The sequence below is a fragment of the Porphyromonas somerae DSM 23386 genome (genome assembly GCF_000372405.1).
GTDB classification, from domain to species: Bacteria; Bacteroidota; Bacteroidia; order Bacteroidales; family Porphyromonadaceae; genus Porphyromonas_A; species Porphyromonas_A somerae.
On record NZ_AQVC01000012.1, the window covers coordinates 14,774 to 39,738 of the forward strand.

Below are 24,965 nucleotides of genomic sequence, written 5' to 3' on the forward strand. Positions count from 1 at the left end.
TATATATCAAGGATAGTTGGATATGCCTTTGTTATAGTTGCTTTTCTAATGAGCCCATACTCAGTTAGTGCACAGAATCATTCTGCCCACAAAGTGATTGACCATTACGAAGAGCGGCAGATGCTCCCATTCCGTTTTATCTCTCCTTTTGACCTCAACCCTTCATTAGCCGTCAAGCGTTGCGACAGTTCATTATCATCCATTGTGGTCTCTTACAATGCCCACAATAATGATGACTCAGGCCTGTATCAATATGGAAGAGGATATAACCATGTACGTATAGATGCAACCAGCTTTCAAAGGAATTCCTCTCAACAGCTGTGGGGTCGTGCCTACTATCAAAAAGGAGTTAATAAAAGTATCAAGTGGATGTCCAGTTCGGACTTACCGGAGATTTATCCTTACTTTACTGCTGATACAGTAGGAGGAAATGTGAAGTCTGAAGTCTACTTTTTTTCCGGAGGTCTTAACCAAAATACCTGGAGGGGTGGGTCTATAGGTGTGCAAGCCTCTTACAGAGCTCTACATGAGTTTAGAGACACTGACCCCCGTCCCCGTAATGTCGTTTCAGACTTTCGGAGTACGGTGGGCTTATCTCAGCTTATTTCAGATGAGTATTTTGTCTCTGTAAGTGGGCGGTATGATGTCTATAAGCAACGCAGCTATAAAGTTGAGTTCGCCAACGAATTGGGCGGTGTGCATGAGATGAGTATGAAAGGGCTTGGTGAAATTACGAAACGCTTTAGTGGGGCTAATGGCTCTTTGTATTATCGCAAGAGTGGCTATGGTGCTACCATCGAGTTTGTTCCCAAAGGCAGGTCAGGTATTTATGGCTCACTTGGGTATATGAAGCATCAGCTAGAGCGGGTAATCACTGAGAATAACCATGCTCCAACGAATAGCTATATTCAAAAAACAATTACCGCTTCCATCGGATACCTTCAGGAGCGTAGCCGGCAATTCTCATGGGGAGTGGCCAACCACTACGCTTACTCACATAAGAAGGGATTTGATAATATCATTGGCGATGATGGCTCCGGAGAGCTCTTAGTCCTCGAGACACAGCCCATTTTTTATCAACAGAAGTGGGAGGATAAGGTGACGGTGAGCCAAGAGCAGTATTGGAACCATGGCATTAAGTTTCAGACCGACCTATCCGCCTATGCTTCAGAGGAGTATATTGCTAATATTTACCCGGATGATAAGGTCCACTTGGCACGCATTGGTGGCATTGTATCCGGCACTATCAGTAAGCGTTGGGACAAGTCTCTACTGACCATTAATGTGGGTGCTGACTATAATGCCAATATTGACGGTTCATTTGACTACGATAGAGATCGGTACACCAAACGAAAAGATTTGCAAAAACCAAATCCTGATGAATACATTAGTGAGTATCTTGATCATACCTTTGCATTCCTCCAATCCAATAAACTTAAATTGAACGTAACGCCAACCTATGCTGTTGAGTTTGGGCAGGATGATACTTCCCCACTTGTCTTTACCATTAGCGCCAACTATCTTTATACGACGAATCAAGTAAGGTATAAAGCCCATACGGCAGTTGTGTCTTTTGGGTTGTCTTTTTGAACGCTATAATTATTTAATGCCATGAAGTTAAAACAAGATTATAAAGCGATGCTTCTTCCTTTTTTCATCATGCTTCTCTGCCTTGCATCCGGTTGCAAGAAGGAGTTGGGAGTGAAGGAAATCAAGGAGACATCTGTAGAGGTCAGCTTGAAATTACCTGCAAAATATGAGGTTGAAGAAGCTGAATTTATGCCGGTTGCTGTTACTGTAAAGCTGCAGCATGTAATGCTTCCGCACCTTTCATATGAGGTTACTGTAGAGCAGTATGACGGGTCAGAGCCTATAGTTGTACCCAATGTGCAAGAGGGAATTTATGATATTTCGTGCAAAGCCTCATTTTCATTTAAGGATAAGGGAGAGCAAGGGCTTAGACGCATTTCCACCAGACTGTATGAGCAGCGTGGGGTGGCAGTTAGATACTACAAAGAGAGTAAGTTTAAGAATCAATGCTCTCTAAGTTATGAACCGAGCATCAAGAATACCCGCAGTACCTCCTCTTTTGTGATTGCAGAGATTGGATTTAAGGCCACTGAAAATAATGGGGTGGGACAATACTTGATCGTTGCCAACAATTCACATGAAACTCTCTATGCCGATAGTTTGCTTGTGGTAGAGGGAGCTTACCAAACGCTCAAAGGCTATGCCCCTTCTTTTTCTAGCGTTGTAAGGTCTTCGCTCCCTATTCATAGAGCATACTTACTTCCGGGTAGTGGAAAGCAATACCCAATCGAGCCAGGGAGTGTTATGGTTTTGAATACGGACAAGCTGGTAAAGTTTGTGGATAGTGAGGAGGTTGCTAATGAGCGTGGTTTTTTCTCAGATAATGGTACGAGAGTATTGGCTCTAGCACGCACCAAATTGACTAAAGAGGCATTTGGTAAGAAGTTTACCCACACCAATCCATCTCCGACAGATAAGACACCTAAGACTTTCTTTACGTTGCCCAATAACTGCATTTTTGATGCTGTTGTATTAAGTCTTCCTCAGGATGGTGACGGCGATGTTAAGAATGCTATTAGTTCTGACCTTGACAAGGGTTATACAGGTTGGTCTTCTGCTATAGATGAGATGCCTAAGGCGGGAACTATCCTAAAACGAAAGATGCGACAGGGCGTAAAAGATGAAAAAGTTTATCAGGATTCCAATAATTCAACTCTGGATTTTGAGCTTGCAAAGTAACAACATTTGAAATACTTTTGGAAGAGATAAAATAGTTTCGGATATGGTTTTGCCTGGATCCGAAACTATTTTTATTTAGTCTGCTCGCGGTGTGTCCCGCCGATGATTACTATTCCGTTGCTGTCTCTTTTCCGCTAGATAGCTCACGTGCTTTTCGGGCTTTCTCAAATGGTCTGTTGATTAAGGTTTGGAGGGAGCGTTAACGGTGTCGTGACTGGCATCCATTGTGGAGATGAAGGCTGAGATATCAATGCCCTTCACGCTATCTTTGAGCTTAGGTAGCTTTTTGCGCTCCACAATTGTAAATATCATTTCTCGAGCCTCGCCTTTGTACATGCCTTTGCCCTGAATGATAGTCCCTCTAATCTCTAGATCGTTGAGTAGTAGATCTCTAATCTCTTCGGTTTTAGAGGAGACGATAAAGACTGCTTTCTTAGGGTTTTCGGGCTGAAGGAAGTTGACGATCTGGCCGTATATGATAATGGTTAGCCATGAGTAGAGAGGTACCGTGAGGTCGCCAAATACGATAAGTCCAAATATCACCACAATCGAATCTATTACGATAATGGTATCACTGAGTTTGTAATTACTCCCTTTCGCAATTACTCTACTCAAGACATCTGTTCCAGCGCTGGTGCTTTCGGCTTTGAATATCAGAAAAACCCCCACACCTAGGATGGCTCCGCCATAAAAGGCAGAGAGTATTCGATCATTACCTATCAATCCAACATTTTTGACCATTTGGCCAATTAGGTCGGTGAAGAAAGATATAAGAAGAAAGGTGGCAACTGTTTTGCCAGCAGATGAGAGCCCTAGCTTTTTTAGGGCAAGGAGGAGTAACGGCACATTGAAGAAAAGTGCTGTGGTACCAATGGGAAGTCCATCAGGGGCAAATGAAAATAGTCCCTTGGTAAGATGATTGAGGGCAATGGTGATACCATAGACTCCGCCTGGAATAATATTGGCAGGGGCAATAAATACGGAGTAAGCGATTGCTTGGAGTAGCGAGCCAATTAAGATGTAAAGTGCATCAGTGAGTGGCTTACTCTTTTGCAATCTTGCGTGCCATCGTTGCTGGACGTACGGTTTTGGAGGTAGCTCTTGCATTTCTAATTATATCTTATAGGTAATAGCTTCCGCAAAAATACCCAATTTGACTGAGTTCACATAATTCTAAATGGCGCCAACTAGTCATTCTCTATCATACCTATTCATTTGTTTTCTAACTAAACTTTATCTTTATCCAGCCAAGGAGTTCTCTGTCTTTGTCTCCTAAGGCAGCTTTCGACCTGTCGGATTGATGCCTGTGAAATAAATTAGGAGCATATATCCAATGAAGTCTTGTATTTATCAAAATAAAAGCGTAAATTTGGAAGTAGTTCAGAAGCTTAAGAATAACCATATAGAAGCGAAGTAATAATAATGAGTTACCTAAAGTTTGACCGGTCTAGCCTTACCAATCTTGACGAGTCTTTGCAGCGGGAAATCTTGTGTGCCAATAAAGGTGGAGCCTACTATTGCTCAACGATTTTAGGCTGTAATACACGTAAGTATCACGGTATGCTTGTGGTGCCTTCTCAAAATGACTCTGTGGCCAATCGGTGGGTCTTATTATCATCCCTAGATGAGACCGTAATTCAGCATGGTGCAGAGTTTAATCTTGCCGTCCATAAATATGCTGGAGGAGTCTTTAGTCCCAATGGTCATAAGTATATCCGAGAGTATGATGTGGAGAAGGCTGTGACCACCATTTTTAGGGTAGGGGGTGTGATACTCTCCAAGTCTTTTCTGCTCTCAGAAGACAGAAACCAATTGATTGTGAGGTATCGACTACTAGACGCCCACTCAAAAACGACCCTTCGCTTTAAGCCGTTATTGGCATTTCGCAAAGTTAAAGAGCTAACATACGAGAATAATCATATTAATTGGGATTATAATGAGGAGCCCAACGGCGTTTCTCTCTCCCTCTATGAGGGGTGTCCAAGGCTTTATCTCCAATTTTCAAAGCCTACCCAATATACTCATGCTCCGCATTGGAATAAGCATCACTATTATGATAAGGAGGCGGAGCGAGCACACAATTGTATAGAGGATTTGCCAGTGCCAGGACTCTTTGAGTGTGAAATCAAAAAAGGAGAGGAGATTTATCTTTCCATTTCTGATGAGGTATGTGATCCGAATAATCTTAAGGAGGAGTTTAATCAATCTGAAGGTACCGTTATTCCTAGAGATGGCTTCCTTAATTGTCTCAAAAGGACTGTTGATCAATACTACTATGAGCCAGAACCGGGCAAGAGCTATCTACTTGCTGGCCTACCTTGGTTCGATGTTCGCCATAGAGACCAGATGATAGGCCTTACTGCAGCGAGCTTTGGAATCGGAAAGCCTGAGCGATATAAAGCGGTGATGGACAATACGTTGGCAGCTCTTGATAGCTTTTATCAGAAGGGGGAGCAGGACCAAGTGATCAAAGGACTTGATCAGCCAGATGCCTTATTATGGCTTATAAATTGCGTGCAAGACTACTCTCGCTGGGTGGGTATGGAGAAGACGCGTGAAGAGTACGGAGCTGTGGTGAAGAAAGCACTTGGCTTTCTTCGGGCGAATAAGCATCCACTTATTAAGGTGATGGATAATGGTCTACTCTATGCGATGCCTGAGAGTGGCGATAAACCAATCACATGGATGGATGCTACCATTGATGGTTATCCAGTGGTGGATCGGCAGGGATATATTGTGGAGTTTAATGCCCTATGGTACAACGCTCTTTGTTTTAATAGAGCTTTATTTGGCATTGACGATTATAAGGAGGATGATTATATAGATAGGGTGGCAGAAAGCTTTATCCGCGTCTTTGTAAATGAGCACGACTATCTATTTGACTATGTTGTAGAGGGTCGTGAGAAGGATTGGAGTGTACGTCCTAACCAAATTTTAGCTGTGGGATTGAGTTATTCGCCACTGTCGCGCAAGCTACAGAGAAGTATTTTGGATATTGTCACTAAGGAGCTTCTCACCTCCAAGGGACTTCGTACACTATCACCTATAAGTGGCTTTTATCGAGGTTACTGTGCCGGTAATCTTGCAGAGCGTGCCTATTCTTACCTTCAGGGAGGTGTGTGGAGCTGGCTGATCTACTATTATTTAAGTGGATACTTGAAGCTATTCAGGCGTGTGGGTGTGTCGTTTGTGGATCGGCTCTTGATTCCATTTGAGGATGAGATGAAACTACACGGGATAGGCAGTATCTCTGAGGTTTATGACGGTACACCACCATATACCGCTAGAAGTGGTATCTCTTTTATGTTGAGTGCAACGGCGATTCTGAGAATCCAAAATAGGTTGAAAGAGTTTGATGAATACAAGTCGGACGATATTTTTGACCTGCGACTGAGTATGACCTCACACCACAAGGGTTCTCCAGAAGAGGGCAATGAGCCAATTGAGAATAATCACGACCAAAATTGATGTGGATATTATGAAAGCATTGATGTTTGGGTGGGAATTTCCACCTCATATCTTAGGAGGGCTTGGTACAGCGAGCTATGGTCTTACCAAGGGACTTTGTAAGCAACAGGATATGGAGGTTACCTTTGTTATCCCAAAGCCTTGGGGTGATGAAGATAAGTCGTTTATGAAGATTATAGGGGCGTCTCAAGTACCTATTGTCTATCGTGATGTGAACTATGACTACGTGAAGGATCGCATTGGAAATGTAATGGATCCTGAGGAGTATTATCGGCTGAGAGACCACATTTACGCCGACTTCTCCTATATGCTAACTAATGATTTGGGCTGTATTGAGTTTTCGGGAAAGTATCCCGATAATCTCTTTGAGGAGATCAATAACTACTCGATTGTTGCAGGGGTGATTGCTCGGACTGAAAACTTCGATATCATTCATGCACATGATTGGCTAACTTACTCTGCTGGTATTCATGCCAAGCAGGTATCTGGAAAGCCACTGGTGGTACATGTGCATGCGACGGACTTTGATAGGAGTAGGGGGAATGTCAATCCTCAGGTTTATAGTACGGAGAAAAATGGCTTTGACCATGCTGATCATATTATGTGTGTGAGTGAAGCGACTCGACGCACCGTCATTGAGAAGTACCATCAGGACCCTAACAAGGTGACTGCGGTGCATAATGCGGTTACTCCTCTTGATCCCGAGATATTGGCGATCCCTGATAAACGTGGAGTAAAGGATAAGGTAATTACCTTCCTCGGTCGTATCACTATGCAGAAGGGGCCAGAGTTTTTTGTGGAGGCTGCTTGTAAGGTACTTCAGCACACGAAGAATGTACGCTTTATAATGGCTGGAAGTGGAGATATGATGGATCAGATGATACGTTTGGTGGCCAAGCGTGGTATCAGTGACCGTTTTCACTTCACTGGATTTATGAAGGGTAAGGAGGTATATGAAATCTATAAGGCGAGTGATGTCTATGTGATGCCTTCTGTATCGGAGCCCTTTGGAATCTCTCCACTGGAGGCGATGCAGTGTGGTGTGCCAAGTATCATTAGCAAGCAGTCGGGGTGTGCTGAAATCCTCGACTATGCTGTAAAGGTAGATTACTGGGATGTGGATGCTTTGGCAGATGCTATGTATGCCTTAGTATCTTACCCCGCAATGCATCACTTCCTATCCGAGGAGGGGCTGAAGGAGGTGAATAGTATCAAGTGGGAAGATGTAGGAATAAAGATTCGTGCGATCTATGATCAGCTATTGTCATAGAGGATTGACGAAGGAATAAGGAAAAAGACTCATTATGAAGAAAAAGGTTTGTTTTGTCTTTCAATTGCATCAGCCATTTAGGCTAAAGCGCTATCGTTTCTTTGACATTGGTAATGATCATTACTACTTTGATGATTTCCAAAACGAGGAGATCTTTACGAAGTGTGCTAGGGAGTCCTATCTCCCAGCTTTGAAGTTGTTCCTTGACTTAGTGAGGGAAACGAAAGGGGAGTACCGCTTTGCTTTAGCTATTTCAGGCGTGGTATTAGAGCAGATTGAGCTCTATGCACCAGAGCTGATCGATGTGCTTGTGGAGTTGGTTGGTACGGGAAGTGTGGAACTTCTTGGCGAGACTTATGCCCATAGTATTGCGTCACTTTATGAGGAGAAGGCGGAATTTAAGACACAGGTGAAAGCTCATGCCAATAAGCTCAATAGTATGTTTGGAGTGAAGCCGAAGGTATTTAGAAATAGTGACCTCATATTTGATGATAGCATCGCTATTTCTCTCAAGGAGTTAGGCTTCAAAGGGGTGATTACTGAGGGTGCGAAGCATGTATTAGGCTGGAAGAGTCCCAATCATCTCTATGCTAGTAGCCTTGAGCCACACCTTAAGCTACAGCTTCGCAATGAACGGTTTACGGATGATATTGCTAAAAACTTCAACCGTTATGATTGGAGTGAGTTTCCACTAACGGCAGATAAGTATGCTAAGTGGCTTTCTGAAACTCCTGAGGATGACCAGCTAATCACTATTGATATGAGTTTGGATGTCCTTGGTGTAGGGCAGCCTGCACAGACGGGTATCTTTGACTTCTTCAGAGCACTTCCTAAGTATATTGTTAAGGCTGGAATGGAGTTTACTACTCCATCGGTAGCTATGGAGCAGCTCAATTCTAAGGATCTTCTTGATATACCAGAGCCAATTTCCTGGTCGGAAGAGGAGAAGAATACGCTTAGCTGGTTGGGCAATGACCTACAAAAGGAGGCATTTAGCAAACTAGAGAAGTGGGCTGAGCGAACTCGCTTGTCACGCGATCGCCGACTGATACAAGATTGGCACTACCTACAAAGCTCTGACCACTTCCTTTATATGTCTACTCAAAATGAAGATGCTTGGAGGTACACTCCCTATGAGAGTGCCTACAGTGCATTTAGCAACTATATGAATGTTCTGAGTGACTTCTTGCTACGTGTGGAGGCTGAGTATCCTAGCAGTATTGAAAATGAGGAACTCAATGCCTTGCTGACGACAATTCAAAATCAGGGAGACGAAATCCAGAAGTTACAAGAGGAGATCAAGGAATTAAAGGAGCAAAAGAAGAAAAAATAGTATAGAGGTAATTCATGTCCTTTTGAATACTGGTTACCTATATCAAATACAGTAAATAACCATACAAAACACTATCAACATGAAACAAATTGACTGGTCAAATCTAGGGTTTGGATATTTTCCAACCGACTACAACGTTCGCTGCTACTACAGAGACGGTAAGTGGGGTGAGCTAGAGGTTTCGTCTGAAACTACTATTAATATTCACATGGCTGCTACTTGTCTGCATTATGGACAAGAGGCTTTTGAGGGGATGAAGGCCTTCAGAGGCAAAGACGGTAAGGTGCGCCTATTCCGTGCTGAGGAAAATGCCAAGCGTATGCGTCGCTCTTGTGAGGGAATTATGATGGCACCTATGCCAGAGGAGCTTTTCCTACAAGCTATTGACCTTGTTGTAAAGAAGAATATCGACTATGTACCTCCTTACGAGAGTGGTGCTAGCCTTTATATTCGTCCGATTATCATCGGTCTTGGTGAGCAGGTGGGTGTGAAGCCAGCTAATGAGTATCTATTCCTAGTATTTGTATCTCCAGTAGGTCCCTATTTCAAAGAAGGTTTCAAGCCTACAGCTATGGCCATTATGCGTGGTTATGACCGTGCTGCACCTCTTGGTACAGGTACCTTCAAGGTGGGTGGTAACTATGCAGCAAGTCTTAAGAGCGGTATGATCGCTCACGAGAAGGGCTACTCTGCAGTGATTTACCTAGATGCGAAGGAGAAGAAATATATTGATGAGTGCGGTCCTGCCAACTTCTTTGGCATCAAGGGCAATAGCTATATCACCCCAGAGAGCACCTCAATCCTACCTTCTATCACCAATATGAGTTTGACTCAGATCGCTAAAGATCTCGGTATGACCGTTGAGCGGCGTCATGTACCTGAGGAGGAACTCGCTGAGTTTGAGGAGGCTGGTGCTTGCGGTACTGCAGCGGTAATCTCTCCAATCTCTCATATTGACGACCTTGATACTGGTAAGGTCTATACCTATTCTACCAATGGCGAGGCTGGGCCTAAGAGTACCAAGCTCTATAATACCCTAAGAGCTATCCAGTATGGCGACATTGAGGATAAGCACGGTTGGGTTACTTTCGTAGAGTAAGCCCTCTACATATATAAGATATGGCGGCTACCCAATCCGGTAGTCGCCATATCTTTTACCCTTAGCCCAATATTCCAACTCAAGTGGAATAATTTAGGTAGTTTTGCGTAAGGAAAAATATAAATGATGAGTATGCGAAGATTATCTTGGTATGTAGTTGGTGTGGTACTCCTATTTACTGTGGGAGCGAGTGCACAGGAGCGATTAATTGATTATGTACGTCCATTTGTGGGGACGACCAACTTTGGGACGACCAATCCGGGTGCTGTGGTGCCTCATGGTATGATGAGTGTGGTGCCTTTCAACGTGATGGGAAGTGATCAAAATAGATACGATAAAGACTCTAGATGGTGGAGTACTCCTTACGAATATACCAATTCTTATTTCACAGGTTTCAGCCATGTTAATCTCAGCGGGGTAGGGTGTCCAGAGCTTGGTTCGCTACTGGTGATGCCTACCACGGGGAAGCTCTCTGTGGATTATAGAGAATATGGAAGTGCCTACAAAGATGAAGTGGCCTCTCCAGGATATTATAGCAATCACCTCACCAAGTACGATATCAAAGCTGAAGCAACGGCTACGGTAAGAGGTGGGGTGACCCGCTTTACCTTTCCTAAAGGGCAAAGCCACATCCTCCTCAATCTAGGCGAGGGGCTTACTAATGAGTCTGGAGCGATGCTTAGGCGCGTGAGTGATGTAGAGGTTGAAGGGGTAAAGCTACTAGGTACTTTCTGCTACAATCCTCAGGCAGTCTTTCCGATTTACTTTGTGATGAGATTGAGCAAAACCCCTAGCCAACAAGGGTATTGGAAGTTGCAACGCCCAATGAAAGGTGTAGAGGCAGAATGGGATCCAGATCAAGGTAAATATAAGCTCTATACCAAGTATACTAAGGAGTTGGCTGGTGATGATGTAGGTGCATACTTTACCTTTGATACCGAAGCAGATGAGACGATAGAAGTCCAGGTGGGCGTGTCATTTGTAAGCATTGAGAATGCGAGGGAAAATCTACGGCAAGAGGTGTCTGGAAAGAACTTTGATGAGGTACGTAGAGAGGCAGAGAATCTTTGGGAGAAAGACCTTAGCCGCATTAGAGTAGAAGGGGGAACCTTAGAGCAGAAACAAATATTCTATACCGCACTCTACCATATACTTCTTCACCCTAATATCCTACAAGATGTCAATGGAGACTACCCTCAGATGGAGGGCGGAGCGATTCTCAATACTGGAGGAGGGAATAGATATACCGTATTCTCATTATGGGACACTTATCGCAATGTGCACCAATTCCTCACATTGGTATATCCCGAGCGGCAGATGGATATGCTGAAGAGCATGCTGGGAATGTATCAAGAGCACGGTTGGTTCCCTAAGTGGGAGCTTTATGGACGCGAGACACTTACAATGGAGGGCGATCCTGCTATTCCTGTATTTGTAGATAGTTACCTCAAAGGGCTTCGGGATTTTGATATTCAAACAGTCTACAAAGCGATGTATAAGTCCGCGACTACCAGCGGTAGTGAGAACTTACTCAGACCAGATAACGACGACTATTTATCGCTAGGATATGTGCCATTAAGAGGGGAGTTTGATAATTCGGTATCTCATGCCTTGGAGTATTACGTGGCAGATAATGCCCTCTCTATTTTGGCTCAGGAACTAGGGTACAAGGCTGATGCTCGTAGATTTAGACAGCAAAGTCTAGGCTATAAGCACTATTATAGTCCTGAATTCAAGACCTTCCGCCCTAAACTACCTGATGGTACCTTCCTCACTCCTTTCAATCCAAAACTTGGCGAAAACTTTGAGCCCAACCCAGGATTCCATGAAGGAAGTGCCTACAATTATACTTTCTTTGTTCCTCATGATATCAAAGGCCTAACTAGGTTAATGGGTGGAAAGCGTGCCTTTATCAATAACCTACAGGCGATATTTGATGAAGGTCACTACGACCCAACTAACGAGCCAAACATTGCCTATCCATACCTCTTTAGCTACTTTAGAGGCGAGGAATGGCGGACTCAAAAGTTGGTGACAGAGCTACTTGAAAAGCACTTCACTACTCAGCCAGATGGTCTTCCTGGAAATGATGATACCGGTACGATGAGTTGTTGGGCTCTGATGAGTATGATGGGATTGTACCCCGATTGCCCTGGCGTGCCAGAGTACACCCTCACTGCCCCAGTATTTGATAAGGTGGTGATTACCCTAGACCCCAAGTACTTTGGAAAAAGCGAACTGGTGATTGAGGGTGCTCCTTCCCACAAAGGGCAGTACATCAAGTCTATTAAGTTGGGTGGGCGGAAGCTCAAGTCGCACCGCATTACACACCAAGCACTGATAGAGGGCGGACATATCAAGTTTGAGTATTAAGTATTTCTACCTATGGAGCTAGAGCGTACTCTTGCCGAGAAGTTTCTATTTTCGGAGAGCGGGAAATACCGGCCTGCAGTGCGAATATCGTCCATAGGTATCTCATTGGGTGTCTCATTGATACTGCTGTCTCTTTTCGTAGTACGAGGTTTCAAACAAGAGATAGAAAAGAAGCTCAATAACTTTGTCGGCACTATTCGGATCTCCAATCCCGATAATAATTATGATGCCTACGCCCTGCCCCTCACTATTAGTGAGGACCTACTTACCGAGATAGAGAGAACTAGTCAGAGCACCTTTCCTGAGGCTAGGGTAGAGGCCTTTATTGACCAGATGGCCTTGGTAAAAGTAAACTCCTCATTCCGTGCTGTGATGATGCACGGAATGAGCGAAGGGTACGACCAAGCGTTTTACGAAGAGTACCTTGTGGCGGGAAGGCTCCCAGACTTGCACAAGCAAGGGGAGTTGCTACTTTCCAATAAAGTAGCACAGTTTTTAGGCCTTAATGTGGGCGATGATTTCCTTGCATACTACAGCAATGGCGACCGCACCAAAGTGCGAAAGTATCATATTGTAGGGCTGATTGAGACCGGTTTCGATACCTTTGATCATTCCCTGGCACTCACCTCCCTTTCCGACCTTCAGAGTGTCAATGATTGGAGCGAGCATCAGGTGGGGGGGCTTACCGTTACTCTAAAATCAAGGAGTGGGGCAAGCCAACTCTACGACCTTCTTTTTGACTTACTTGCCGACCGTAGTGAGAAATATGGAGAGCGGTATGCTATGTTTACCGTAGAGGAGCTGAACTACAACTATTTTGGCTGGCTCAACCTTTTGGATGCCAATGTGCTACTCATCCTTATCCTAATGATTGCGGTGGCTGCCATGACCATTGTTACAGGAGTTGTGGTACTGATCCTTGAAAGAGTCAGAGCTATTGCCACCCTCAAAGCATTGGGCCAGCGTAACCGCTCACTACAGCGGATATTTTGGATTATGGCGAGCCATATCCTCCTGAGGGGAATATTGTACGCCAATGCGATTGCCTTGGCACTCGCCTTCCTACAGAAGCACTTTAGAGTGATTTCTCTAGATTCTAGCCAGTACTACATGAGCTACGTCCCCATCAGTATTGATTGGTGGGTACTTCTCGTAACCAATTTGGCGGTATTTATCGTTGTCTTTCTTTTCGTGCTTCTTCCCACCCGCATCATCGGTGGCATCAACCCTTCCCGCACCCTCCGCTTCGATTAGAAGAGACTTTGCACGAAGGCGAACTGCTGCGTTGCTATCGGAATTCGAGCTCGGTCACGTACGTGAGTACGCTCCCTTCGCCCCGTTGTGGCCTTGGTGCCCTACGTGCACCTTGCCCTCATCCTCAATGCCTTGCATTTCATCCTTCGTGCAAAGTCTTGACACATTTGTCTGCAAATGTGTGAGAATGGCACTTCGTGCAACATTCTCTAGAAAGGGTAGCCGATAGCTAGGTGAAATACCGTTGGGAAGCCATTTTCGAAGGTATTGAAATACTTCTCCGCCCTTCTTGTGGGCTTATGAAGGCCTATTCCGATATCCAGACGCAATACCAAGAAATCAAGGTCATACCTCACTCCTAGTCCCGTTCCCAGTGCGATATCATTAAGGAAATATTCCTTAGTCAGCTGTCCATTAGGTCTATTTGCATCCTCCCTCATCAGCCAAATATTACCGGCATCAATAAAAGTTGCCAGTTCAATCGCCCCAAAAACCTTGTACCGTATCTCTAGGTTAGTCTCAAAACGAATATCCCCCGTGCGATCCATAAAACTCAGCGGATCCTCCATCGCTGGATTATATCCTCCTGGTCCTAGCGTACGCACATTAAATCCTCTGATACTATTCGCTCCACCCGCATAAAACTGCTCAGAGTAGGGCGCCACCGTCATATTTCCATAGCTGTAGACCGCACCAGCATAAGCTCGACTGGCCAATTGGAGTTTTGGGCTAAACTTGTAGTTGTATCGCAGCTCCAGCGTCCCCTTCACAAATTGCGCAAAAGGGGCACCCAGAAACTTATAAGGTTCCGTACCCTCTCGCTTCTTCCCCTTATAGAAAAGCGAAAGCACATTTCCCGCCTCAGCAATATAAGTCTGGATGCTAAATCCATGCCTTCCCTTCAATTCATAACCAAAGAGATAATTAGCCTGCGGAATAAATTGATTCCTAAAAGAGAGCCCAATGATCGGATTCTTTGCGATCACCTCCTCAAAACGGTCCGTCTTAGAGAGTAGGTGATTGTAACTCAGGCTTAGGGGCGTGATAGAATGCCGCATATTGGCATTCGGTTCGAGACGATATGTGAGGTCAGCTCCAAATTGTGCCTGTTTGTAGAAGCGGGCACGGTTCAGAAACGTACCATTCAGTGAAATCAGCGTAGAAGCCGGAAACGAAAGCGGTTCGTGATTCAACACCGGCAGCAATAGCCTTGGAAAAGTGAGCGACGTCGTGACCCCTAGTTCATAGCTATTAATGTCCCAGCTTCTCCCCTTCGTATTGTGCTTCGTCTCCCATTCATAGCTCCCTCTCGCCGTCACCGTGAGCATTTCACCGCCCCTAAATATATTCTTCCTATTGACCGAAAAGTTGAGCCCCGGCCCCACCTGATTATTACTCTTAAACCTAAAAACCCCCTCCAGCTCCGTGCTATAAGGCTTATCCAGTTGCGAAGTAATAATAATATCAAGCGCATTATTAATGCTATCATTCGAAGAACGGTTAAAAGCCACATCGGTATAGGCAAAAGCATTCAGATCCGCCATAGAGCGGAGCGTCTTGATCTGGCTCTCTTGATTGTAGAGAGTCCCCGACTCAAATCCTATGCGTGGCAAGAGCGATGAAAACTTCACCGGCGACCTTTTATGGTACTTAAATAGCACCCCCTCCACCATCAAACTATCCGTGAGGGCACTATTCTGCCCATCCCGCACCTCATAGGTAATAGAGCCGATATGCCACGGACGGTACGCCTCGGGGAGCATCTTTTCCGAAAGCAACACCCTCAGCTGCACCTTTCTAGGCACCTGTACCGTATCCGCCTCATAGACGATATGATTGGGCTGAAAAAAGTAATACCCCCGATCCCTTAGGAAGTTGCTGATCCTAGTCCGCTCATTTTCCAAAGCCAGCACCCCAAAAGGTTCCCCACGGTGTAGAAAACCCCGTTTTGAATGTACCAGAGAATCCAGTTCTTGTAAAGGCAGAGCTTCCAATTGATAGTTGATACTATCCAGCACGTGCGGTGCTCCCATTGCAATGTGGTAGCTTGGCCTGGCACTAATTGAGTCCTTGCCCACGATCGTAACCTCAGGTGTTACTGAGCTGTGGAAATAGCCATACTCCCTCAGCACCTGCTCCGCCACAGTCGCCCTCAGCTCAGGGTTCACCTCCGAGAGGAGAATCGGCTTCTCCCCAAAAGTCTTATAGAGCCACCTCCCGAAGAAATTATTGGAGTGGGCATAGTACTTATCAAAGAAAAAAGGATATGAAAAGGGCAATCGATGCTTTGCCGACCCTAGCAAACTATTATTTGGCTTATAGTTAAGCACACTCTCCAGCTCATTGCGTGCCAATTTACTATTGTCCGAAAAGCCCGTCCCCTTATCGGCATACTCAATTTTTCCCACGCCAGCATAAAACTGCTCCCCCTCGGGGATATACTTAGCTACCGAGCAGCCACCCAGCAGTAGCAGAGAGAGCCAAAGCCCACACCATTTATTAATTCCCTTCATCCTCTTTATCATTTGTCGTCACCTCCTCCCTTCTTGGCAAAGCTTTTATCTCCCATATAGCTCTAGGAGTAGGGGCATTAGATTTCAGTGGGTTGGAGAACTTAAATAGCTCATTCAGCTTATTCATCTTCCTCCGGATCACATAACCAATTCCCGTCTCAATCACCTCACCATCCAGGAGATTTTCATAGTTTTTATTGTGGAAAAGCCTCAGATAGTGTGTCCCTGCCTGGTCCAGCTGATAGTCCAGCGACATATTATCTATAAACGTCTGCTGCAATCCAGTAGCCGCAGCACCCGTCACCATCTTACCGCCCACCTGCACGCTGATTCGGTTGTTAAAGAGGCGCTTAGTAATGCTGTACGAGTAGTTAGTCCCCACACCATACGCATTTGTACCGTCGGTAATACCTAGATTGATCTCGGCATCAAGAGCCTCCCCAGCGAGCGAATTAATCTGACTAGCCAGGAACGAAGTGAGTGCCCCATTCACATTAAATCCCTTGGTATTAGAAGAGCCCCCACCGCCAAAGTAGTGCCCCGAAGCCAGAAGCATTATTGATTGCCTATTCTGCTCCTCAGGACTCAGGCGTGCCAGCATATTTCGGATCGTAAGGTCTTGCGGTGCCTCCATTTCAAATCGCAGTTTCAGGTTGTCCAGCCTATCCTCCGCGATCACATGCACGTCAAAGTCCACCTGTCTATCCGGCTCCCCTGCTAGCGATACATTACTGCGTATCCTAGCCGTCGCCTTCACATCAATGTCTGGCTCCATTAGTAGCCCATTCCACGTTACCTTACTCCCCTGCTGTACCTTAAACTTCCGCTTTAGTGGTGATACGTACAAGTGGATATCCCCCTCATGGATATTGTACGTCCCATTCAGCGTCATCGCCCCATACGGTGGGATAGAGAGATTAAAGTCACCACCCCCTTGGAGCGCCACCTTATTATTACCATCAGTCGTCAGAATAGCATTCACCTTAGCGGCAGGGTCTATGTGGAGCGCCAGTTTGATATCCATACCACCGAGAGAAAGGCTATCCACCGTGCTTTTTTGCTTCACAAAGAGCGTATCCGAAAAGTCGGTAAATGTCACCAACCCCTTGTACCCAGCCCTGCTCTGTAGCTCCCCTGTTTGCGACTGATAAGTGACATCAGTATCCCCCTTAATAGAGAGCGAACCCGAGAGCTTAAAGGCACTCAGAGGCCCCTTGATCCTTAGATCCGCATCGGTATTCACCTTGCCATAGAGGAGCGTCTCACTCGTCGCATCAGAGTCCAGAAGCATCATATCCCTACCCACTATACGGAGGTCACTCTTCAGCCCATTTGCCACCGATACATATCCTTGAGTGGTGAGCCTGCCTGTATTGGCACTCAGTGCATACTCTTCTAGCAAAATGCGCCCATCTACCACTCTGATTGGTTTCGAATCGAGGTGGTACGTTTCATTGGCAAAAGGAGTATAGAGACTCGCCTTCTCAAAGGTGATCTGCCCACTCAGTGGCACCACCTTAGCACGCTCAATCTTCTCTCCTAGAGCATAGTTGCTCACACTTCCGCTCATCCGCCCCTTCAGCTTAGCATACTTTGCGGGGAGAAAAGGATTGCTCCTCTCCAGCGGTAGCTCCTTCACCGTTAGGTGGTACCTCAGAGCCTCCTTCGTCTCCTTCGATGAGCTCTTCGGCGCAAAGGCCTCAGCCCATAGCACCGACTTCCCCCCTAGAGCCACCTCACCAGATAGATGGCTCCCCGACGTACCGTCCTCCATATTACCCGAAGCCTCCACTTGCCCGATCTCCCTCTTTTGGTAAAATAGATTCTCCGCCTTCAGCACCCCCTTCATCTCACTGCCCCCCTTCGGTAGCTGTAGCCAATCCACCGTCGCATTCAGTCGGCCCGAGAGGTCAGGCACCCAAGGCACCGCACCTAGGTCGGCAAGGCGAAGGTCGCTGATCGTTGCTCTCAGCAAGTGACCCCGCTCATCCGGCAGGTTATGTATCTTGATCCAAGTCCCCTCCGCTGTCGCCAGCTCCAGCTGGGCAAGGATCTTGTTGCGATCCTCTTTAGGCAGCGTCACGAAGTCTTCCCCCACCACCTCAAATCTATTGTAGGCGAGCACCACTGGATCGGGGGTAAATCCTAGCGTCAGGTCACCATTCGGCCTGTTCATTAGCTCCAAACCCATCTGTACAAATGGCTCCTGTTTCGAATCCAGCCAATTGATATACGCCTCACTGCGGTGTACATTAGATGAGAGCGAGAGAATCATATCAAACGCCGGTTGATTGAGGAAGGGCTCCTTGTGTACCGTCCCCATAGCCGTAAAGAAAGCCGAGTCTTGCCGAAGCACCAAGTCGATATTATCGATTCTAAAGGTATCCGACTGAAAATGGCTCACCACTCCCAATCCCGAGAGCCCCTCCCCTGCTACTGTCTGCAGATCCAGCGACACCGAGGTAGCCCCTATGCGGTGCTCATCAAGGTAGGCCCTCAAGAGGTTGTCCCGACCCATCTCAAATCGCAGCTCCATATCTGGGTAATAATGTATCCACGGCGCCATATTTACCTGCCCTACTGAGTCGGCGAGCGACTTCTGTGCTTCCTCCATCACCTTTTGTAGGCGAGTAGTAAAGTCATTCAGACCATTCTTAGCCGCAAAGTGGAGCGAGAGATCACCCGACGCCACCTCCGCCCCAAGATCCCTTTCTGAGGTGTGGAGCGTGAGATAAGTATTCTTCGGGTAGATCGTTCCCTTATCCGTCACCAGCACAAAGTTTTCGATCTCACCCTCCCATTGGTACCGCTGCTTCAGGTCGCTCATCACATTACTTCTCAGCTCCAGCTTACCCGCTTGCAAGATCGGCAGATCCACCCCAATCGCCGAGGGGACCACCGTATCCACCAGTATATTGATACTCCCCGAGAGACTATCCCGCCGCATCATGATATCCGATTGTGCCGCCAGCCGAAGCCCTTCACTATCAGTGCTGAGTGCCGCAAAGAGCTGATGATCCTTGAGCTGTGAGAGAAGCGTCATTTGTTGCAGGCGATAGCCACGGTAGCTCACACTATCCACATCCACGTAAAGGATTCCTCTCGAGTGCTGGTCAAAGGGGTCAGTACCACGTCCCTCTAGATTAATCGTTGCCGAAAGGGGGCCGATCGTATCATTCGGCAAAAAAGGCTGTAGTGCTAGATCTCGTACCCTAAGGTCGGCAAAATATTCCTCCCGCCGTGGGTGGTAAAAGGCATGGAGAGTGAGGTCGCCTCCTCCCATATCCGCTGCCTGTCGTAGCTGTAGATCTGCCCCCATTTCCTCTGCTGAGTAGCGTGCCGACCCTCGTAGCTGTACCCCCTCTGGGATATCCCAGCTAGGCAACTTTCTTCCTTCTTTACCCTCCATTAGCATGAGCAACCACTCCCGTAGCTCACTACCCGTCTGTAGCTCCAGAGTAGCATCCACTTTCCGACCCTCTGTAAGTGGTTGCTTTGCCACTCCCTTTAGGCTCAGCTCCGCCACCTCCTCCCCCTTCAGCCGAAGAGCATAGGTGAGCTGATCCTCCATGGTCCCATTAGCCTCTAGTGACACCTCCAGTGGCTTAGAGACCCTTGCCAGACGGTCCCCCAAAAAGCGACCAACATCCTTTGGGGAAAGCACCCCCTCCAGTCGGAGATCTGCCACCCCCACACTATCCGGTAGCCAGCCCTTAAATGGTAGCGAAGCCGAGCCCTTCAATTGGGTATCCCCCACCGATAGCTCCAGCCCCTTCGCCACCAAGCGATCCCCTTCCTTTCGTAGCGAGAGCCGCCCCTCCTGCAGCACCACTCCATCGCCTACCGCATAGTGTAGATGCTCCAGATCACCCCGTAGCTCCTCTACACCGCCATACCATACCTCATGCCCCTTTAGCTCGGCATACCATGGTAGGGGCAAAGGCGAAGGCTGTGCAAAGGCACTGCTGTCACCTAATGCAGTCAATCCTGCCGCTAGATCCACCGCCGATGCACCATATCGACCGCTTCCAAGGTCCACCTGCACACCCCGGAGATCGCCCCTCGTGATGTAGCTATTAATCCGCATCGGAGTGAGCGAATCAAGGGGAAAGGGGGAGGGGGTGGGGAGGGTGTCTGAGATGGTAGGTGGGGAGAGAAGGGTGATATAGGCTGCCACATTGCGTAGCTCCCCACGAGAGAGTTCTATCAGTAAGTGGGAAGGATCTTTCTCCGGTTCCTTGACCGAATCCCCAGCCGTGATGATGGTCAGGTAAAGGTCGGTATCGTAAAGCCCCAGATTTCCCGCCTCTATTCGTTCCATTGAGAGGTCTAGATCAATGTGATCCAAAGCGAGCCGACCAATGGCCCCTGCTACTTGGATCGAATCATTACTGAGAGAAAAGCGAGCCCGTCCTCGTTCCAGTACCACCCCACCAATCGGCAGGAGCCCACCACGCAATAGAGGGAGCAATCGTACATCCGCGGTGAGCAAACCTACCGACCCCAGTTCATCCCCACTTGCGATCTCTGTAGCCCGAACCTCTTCCAGTCGCAGCTTCAGTGGAAAGGCTACCCCCACACGCTCCCACTCCAGCGCAATGCCAGCGCGCTCTGCTACCTCGGTCCGAACCAAACCCAAGAGCCACCCCTGCACCACAGGTAGGTAGAGGAGTGCCGTACCTAGTATGAGTATTGCAAACACCGTAGCTATACCGATGCCAAGCAACCGTAGCCCTCGTCGCCACCAGCTTCTATTGACCTTAGGCGAAGGTTCCTCCCCGTCCGCTCCCTGTGGTTCATCACCGCCCTCGTTATTGGACAGAGTGGTCTCTGCCGAAGAGGCTTCGGTGCTGGTCGCTACAGTGGACAGCTGGGTGGATTGTGACTCCCTTTCCTCGGTTCGCTTCATCGTAGGTACGCTATCTATATAATGTGTATGTCTCGTATAAATTGAACTAATGGACACTCTCCTCTCCTCCCTATCGCCCATCGCTCACTCTGCAAATTTACTCATTATTATCCATACCTACCTACCACTCCGACCTATACTTATGGATTGTGCATTAGAGGTGTCAACTGCTTTGGCTTCTATTTATCGGAACCCGACTAGTACTGAACCTGTTTTCCCACCACAAGCCACTCAGTCTTCCAGAATTTTAAACTGCAGAACCAATGTGAAAAAACTGAAATGGGGTTTCAGAGACCTGCTTTTTAATCAATTGAAATTCAATGTCATACTAAATCGTTCGCTGAGATGCAACTAAGCAATCGGCGAGATGCAACTCGGCAAATGCTTAGTTGCAACTCGCCGATTGCTTAGTTGCATCTCGACTTTTACTCTACTAGTACAGAGGTTTTATAGAGATAGACTCCTATGTTTGTCACTATAGTTTTTCTTTTAGTGTGTATTGGCAGTGGTTACGCATTAGAAGGAGTCTTACCATGAATGACCTCCCCTCGGAGGTCCTTACTCATAGACACCCCGCTAAAAACCATACGGCGTGAACTTCCTAATGCGTAACCCCTGTGTGTATTGGTTTACTTTCACTGACTTTGGCTGATTATAGTTACCTTTGCGTGTTGAAATGTAAATTTAAGAGTGAAAGTAGCGAGATCTAGGAAGTTGGCAATGGAGCAAGAATTGAAATGGGAGGGTCGAGAGCGTGAGGAAGGTGAGATGGATCTGCTAGCCAAGACGCTGTATGGGTTGGAGGATGTATTGGCGGAGGAGCTTCGTGAGCTTGGGGCTAATGAGGTGGTGCCGGGGCGTAGGATGGTGGCCTTTAGGGGTGACCGACGGATGCTGTACCGGGCCAATATCCACCTTCGGACGGCGCTAAAGGTATTGGTGCCGGTGGCACAGTTTGAAGCTCATAGCCCCGATGAGGTGTATGAGTATCTGTATGAGCATATTGAGTGGGATCGTTATCTGACGCCACGGAGCACCTTCGCGATTGATACGGTGGTCTACTCGGAGCAGTTTACCCATAGTAAGTTTGTGGCGTATCGTGCCAAGGATGCGATTGCCGACTACTTTACCGATCGTGGTGGTCGTAGGCCGAATGTGTCGGTGGTGGATCCAGACCTGCTTTTTCATATCCATATTGCCGATAGTGTGGTGACGCTAGCCCTTGATTCGAGTGGGGAGAGCCTACACAAGCGTGGCTACAGGGTGGGTCAGAATGATGCCCCTCTGAGTGAAGTGTTGGCGGCAGGTATTTTGCTGAAGATCGGTTGGCACGGTCAGTGCAACTTCCTGGACCCGATGTGTGGCAGTGGTACCTTTATTACCGAAGCGGCCTTGATTGCGCTAGGCATTCCGCCTGGTATTTTCCGCCAGAGTTATGCCTTTGAGCGGTGGATGGACTTTGATGCCGACCTGCTGAGTGAGGTGCTGGAGGATTGGGAGGAGCAGCCTTTTGATCACAAGCTCTATGGTTCGGATATCCATCCGAAGGCGATTGCGATCACTCGTGCCAATGTGAAGAATACTGGTATTAGTCGGTATGTGGAGCTAGAGGTGAAGCCCTTTGAGGAGTATTCGGAGGAGAATAGACCTGGAGGTGAGGGGATTCTGGTGATGAACCCGCCTTATGGCGAGCGCCTGAAGCCGATGGATCTGGAGAAGCTATATAACTCTATCGGGAGTACGCTGAAGCATGTATTCTCGGGTTGGAAGGCTTGGATCATCAGTGGCAGTTTGGAGGAGGGCTTTAATGCAATCGGATTGAAGCACTTTCAGCGAGAAAAGCTCTACAATGGTATGATAGAGTGTGAGCTGAGAGGGTATGAGCTCTTTGAAGGAAAGCGTGATGAGCACATGGAGGAGCTTCGTCAGCAGGGGCTACTCCCCTCACGTGAGGAGAGGGAAAAGTACTACCAACAGCGTGAAGCGATGAAGCAGGAGCAGCGAGCTTTTAGAATGAAAAATCGTAGGCAACGTGCTGGCAGTGGAGATAGAAACGAGCGTGAGGGTGGCTATGGTGAACGTGAGCGACGGACTGGTGGCGCACGTGATTTTGGTGACCGCAAGGTGGCTTCTAAGTCGAGACCTCGTAACCAATCACGCACCAGAAGCGAAGAAAGTGCATCTCCAGCTGGAGAAGTGCGTATGCGGAAACGAGAGAAGACCGCTAGAACTTTTGTTCCTCGACCAAATAGTGAGAGGAAGCCTGAAGGGGAGGGGTCAAGCAGTATCAACTAATCATTATTTATGACTTTTGAAGAACTAGGGCTTGCCAAGCCCCTACTGAAAGCGATCGAGAAGATGGGCTTTCAGACTCCTACGCCGATACAAGAGGCGGTGATCCCTTTGCTTCTAGGGGAGCTGAAGGATATTATGGCATTGGCTCAGACGGGGAGTGGCAAGACAGCTGCTTTTGGATTGCCTATTATTCAGAATATCACCAGTGACCTCAAACGTCCACAGGCCTTGATCATCGCCCCTACTCGTGAGCTCTGTATGCAGATCACGAGGGATATGGCTAGCTATGCTATCCATATGGACGACTTTAGTATCGTGGCGGTCTATGGTGGGGCATCTATTGAGGAGCAGATACAGCATATACGGAGGGGCACACAGGTGGTGGTAGCGACACCTGGACGGCTTTTGGACTTGATCCGTAGAGGGGCTATCGCACTCAATGAAATCAAAGATGTGGTGCTGGATGAGGCCGATGAGATGCTCAATATGGGCTTTATCGATGATATTGAGGAGATCCTCTCTTATATCCCTGAGGAGCGTCATCTGCTCCTTTTTTCTGCCACAATGCCTCAGGAGATCCGATCTATTGTGCGAAAGTTTATGCAAGAGCCCACTGAGGTTTCGGTAGGAAATAAACAGCGGATCAATCGTAACATTCAGCATATTTACTATGTAGTGAGTGCTAACGACCGCTATTTGGCGCTGAAGCGTATTGCCGACTATTACCCCAATATCTATGGCATTATATTCTGTAAAACGAGGCGTAGTACTCAAGAGGTGGCAGCGCAATTGATCGCTGATGGGTATAGTGCCGATGCTCTCCATGGAGAGCTAAGCCAAGCACAGAGAGATAATGTGATGGGACGCTTCCGGAATGGAACGATCCAGCTCCTTGTGGCAACCGATGTGGCAGCACGAGGGCTCGATGTGGATAATCTATCGCACGTGATCCACTTCGGTCTGCCTGCCGATGTGGAGAGCTACACGCACAGAAGTGGTCGCACCGCGAGAGCGGGAAAGAAGGGAATTTCGATCGCTATTTGCCATGCCAGGGAGCGAGGGCAGATTAGGCGAATCGAAAAGGAGAGTGGCATCACTATCGAGCGTGCAATGCTCCCAACGGCCGAGATGATCTGTGAAAAGCAACTATTGCAGCTGGTGCATCGTATGGAGCATACGGTGCCTGACCTGGATGCGATTGCCCCTTATATGGATAGTGTGGTGAATCGGCTCTCATGGCTAGATAGCGACGAATTGATACAACGGCTTATTTATCTAGAGATTCAGCGAATGCTGGATTACTACAAGAATGCAGCCGCGGTGGAGGAGATCCCTGAGACGGAGAAGAAAAGCTCCAAAAAACGAAAGGCTTCCCGCGAAGAGGAGGAGAGAACCTCGGAGGGGATGGATTTACTTCAAATCAATGTGGGAAAGCGAAATAAACTCTATCCCAATAAGCTGATTGAGATGATTGAGTATTGCACGGGTAGAAAGGTGCCGGTGGGGAAGATTACTATTTTTGACAGAAATGCCACTTTTGAGGTGGCTCGTGGTGAGTCGGAAGAGGTGCAGGAGGCTTTGAATGCTTTTCAATACCATAAACAGCCTCTTCGGGTCACTCGGCATAAGCGTAAAAGACGGTAATATTTTCTCAAAAGGGTAGGTGGGTAAGATAGAATTTG

At 47.3% G+C, this 24,965-nt stretch carries 13 protein-coding genes; 10 read left to right on the top strand and 3 right to left on the bottom strand.

The window, feature by feature from the left end; all coding sequences use genetic code 11:
* The first annotated feature begins 48 nt into the window (after positions 1–48).
* Together A3GK_RS0103490 and A3GK_RS0103495 are read left to right on the top strand one after the other, a co-directional pair.
* Positions 49–1,590 (top strand): DUF6850 family outer membrane beta-barrel protein, encoded by a 1,542-nt coding sequence (locus A3GK_RS0103490; protein ID WP_162138132.1) that lies wholly within the window; start codon positions 49–51, stop codon positions 1,588–1,590.
* Positions 1,591–1,611: 21 nt separating this feature from the next.
* Positions 1,612–2,769, top strand: coding sequence for a DUF4876 domain-containing protein (locus tag A3GK_RS0103495; RefSeq protein ID WP_018028101.1), 1,158 nt, complete (start codon positions 1,612–1,614; stop codon positions 2,767–2,769).
* 180 nt (positions 2,770–2,949) lie between these two features.
* On the opposite strand, the gene A3GK_RS0103500 is transcribed toward A3GK_RS0103495, so the two are convergent.
* Positions 2,950–3,876, bottom strand: a complete 927-nt coding sequence (locus A3GK_RS0103500; RefSeq protein ID WP_018028102.1) for a YitT family protein — start codon at positions 3,874–3,876, stop codon at positions 2,950–2,952.
* A 315-nt stretch (positions 3,877–4,191) separates the two neighbouring features.
* Here A3GK_RS0103500 and A3GK_RS0103510 point away from each other — a divergent pair, with 315 nt between their 5' ends.
* From A3GK_RS0103510 to A3GK_RS0103535, 6 genes are all read left to right on the top strand, one after another.
* Positions 4,192–6,237 carry a glycogen debranching enzyme N-terminal domain-containing protein gene (locus tag A3GK_RS0103510; RefSeq protein ID WP_018028104.1) on the top strand — a complete coding sequence of 682 codons (2,046 nt, stop codon included), beginning with the start codon at positions 4,192–4,194 and terminating at the stop codon, positions 6,235–6,237.
* A gap of 10 nt (positions 6,238–6,247) precedes the next feature.
* The gene (locus A3GK_RS0103515; RefSeq protein WP_026161686.1) at positions 6,248–7,507 is read left to right on the top strand and encodes a glycosyltransferase family 4 protein; all 1,260 of its coding nucleotides are present in this window, start codon (positions 6,248–6,250) and stop codon (positions 7,505–7,507) included.
* A gap of 34 nt (positions 7,508–7,541) precedes the next feature.
* Positions 7,542–8,840 (top strand): glycoside hydrolase family 57 protein, encoded by a 1,299-nt coding sequence (locus A3GK_RS0103520; RefSeq protein ID WP_018028106.1) that lies wholly within the window; start codon positions 7,542–7,544, stop codon positions 8,838–8,840.
* A gap of 79 nt (positions 8,841–8,919) precedes the next feature.
* Positions 8,920–9,939: a branched-chain amino acid aminotransferase gene (locus A3GK_RS0103525; RefSeq protein WP_026161687.1), complete on the top strand. Its 1,020-nt coding sequence runs from the start codon at positions 8,920–8,922 to the stop codon at positions 9,937–9,939.
* A 132-nt stretch (positions 9,940–10,071) separates the two neighbouring features.
* Positions 10,072–12,312, top strand: a complete 2,241-nt coding sequence (locus A3GK_RS0103530; RefSeq protein ID WP_026161688.1) for a GH92 family glycosyl hydrolase — start codon at positions 10,072–10,074, stop codon at positions 12,310–12,312.
* Between the two features lie 12 nt (positions 12,313–12,324).
* Positions 12,325–13,566, top strand: coding sequence for an ABC transporter permease (locus A3GK_RS0103535; protein ID WP_018028109.1), 1,242 nt, complete (start codon positions 12,325–12,327; stop codon positions 13,564–13,566).
* A 209-nt stretch (positions 13,567–13,775) separates the two neighbouring features.
* Here the strand turns inward: A3GK_RS0103535 and tamL are convergent, their stop codons facing one another.
* Positions 13,776–16,079, bottom strand: coding sequence for a translocation and assembly module lipoprotein TamL (tamL, locus tag A3GK_RS0103545; RefSeq protein ID WP_018028110.1), 2,304 nt, complete (start codon positions 16,077–16,079; stop codon positions 13,776–13,778).
* Positions 16,066–20,988 (bottom strand): translocation/assembly module TamB domain-containing protein, encoded by a 4,923-nt coding sequence (locus A3GK_RS0103550; RefSeq protein ID WP_018028111.1) that lies wholly within the window; start codon positions 20,986–20,988, stop codon positions 16,066–16,068. Before A3GK_RS0103550 ends, tamL begins: the two co-directional genes overlap by 14 nt.
* Positions 20,989–21,678: 690 nt before the next feature.
* On the opposite strand from A3GK_RS0103550, the gene A3GK_RS0103555 reads away from it, so the two are divergent.
* Together A3GK_RS0103555 and A3GK_RS0103560 are read left to right on the top strand one after the other, a co-directional pair.
* Positions 21,679–23,283: a THUMP domain-containing class I SAM-dependent RNA methyltransferase gene (locus A3GK_RS0103555; protein WP_244860718.1), complete on the top strand. Its 1,605-nt coding sequence runs from the start codon at positions 21,679–21,681 to the stop codon at positions 23,281–23,283.
* A gap of 9 nt (positions 23,284–23,292) precedes the next feature.
* A complete protein-coding gene (locus tag A3GK_RS0103560) occupies positions 23,293–24,927 on the top strand; it encodes a DEAD/DEAH box helicase (RefSeq protein ID WP_018028113.1) in 1,635 nt (544 codons plus the stop codon).
* Positions 24,928–24,965: the final 38 nt, after the last annotated feature.

Coding starts and splice junctions, on each gene's coding strand:
- A3GK_RS0103550 (WP_018028111.1), bottom strand. CDS start 20,988: ATGAAGCGAACCGAGGAAAGGGAGTCACAATCCACCCAGCTGTCCACT.
- A3GK_RS0103500 (WP_018028102.1), bottom strand. CDS start 3,876: ATGCAAGAGCTACCTCCAAAACCGTACGTCCAGCAACGATGGCACGCA.
- A3GK_RS0103520 (WP_018028106.1), top strand. CDS start 7,542: ATGAAGAAAAAGGTTTGTTTTGTCTTTCAATTGCATCAGCCATTTAGG.
- A3GK_RS0103490 (WP_162138132.1), top strand. CDS start 49: ATGAGCCCATACTCAGTTAGTGCACAGAATCATTCTGCCCACAAAGTG.
- A3GK_RS0103510 (WP_018028104.1), top strand. CDS start 4,192: ATGAGTTACCTAAAGTTTGACCGGTCTAGCCTTACCAATCTTGACGAG.
- A3GK_RS0103495 (WP_018028101.1), top strand. CDS start 1,612: ATGAAGTTAAAACAAGATTATAAAGCGATGCTTCTTCCTTTTTTCATC.
- A3GK_RS0103535 (WP_018028109.1), top strand. CDS start 12,325: ATGGAGCTAGAGCGTACTCTTGCCGAGAAGTTTCTATTTTCGGAGAGC.
- tamL (WP_018028110.1), bottom strand. CDS start 16,079: ATGAAGGGAATTAATAAATGGTGTGGGCTTTGGCTCTCTCTGCTACTG.
- A3GK_RS0103525 (WP_026161687.1), top strand. CDS start 8,920: ATGAAACAAATTGACTGGTCAAATCTAGGGTTTGGATATTTTCCAACC.
- A3GK_RS0103530 (WP_026161688.1), top strand. CDS start 10,072: ATGCGAAGATTATCTTGGTATGTAGTTGGTGTGGTACTCCTATTTACT.
- A3GK_RS0103560 (WP_018028113.1), top strand. CDS start 23,293: ATGACTTTTGAAGAACTAGGGCTTGCCAAGCCCCTACTGAAAGCGATC.
- A3GK_RS0103515 (WP_026161686.1), top strand. CDS start 6,248: ATGAAAGCATTGATGTTTGGGTGGGAATTTCCACCTCATATCTTAGGA.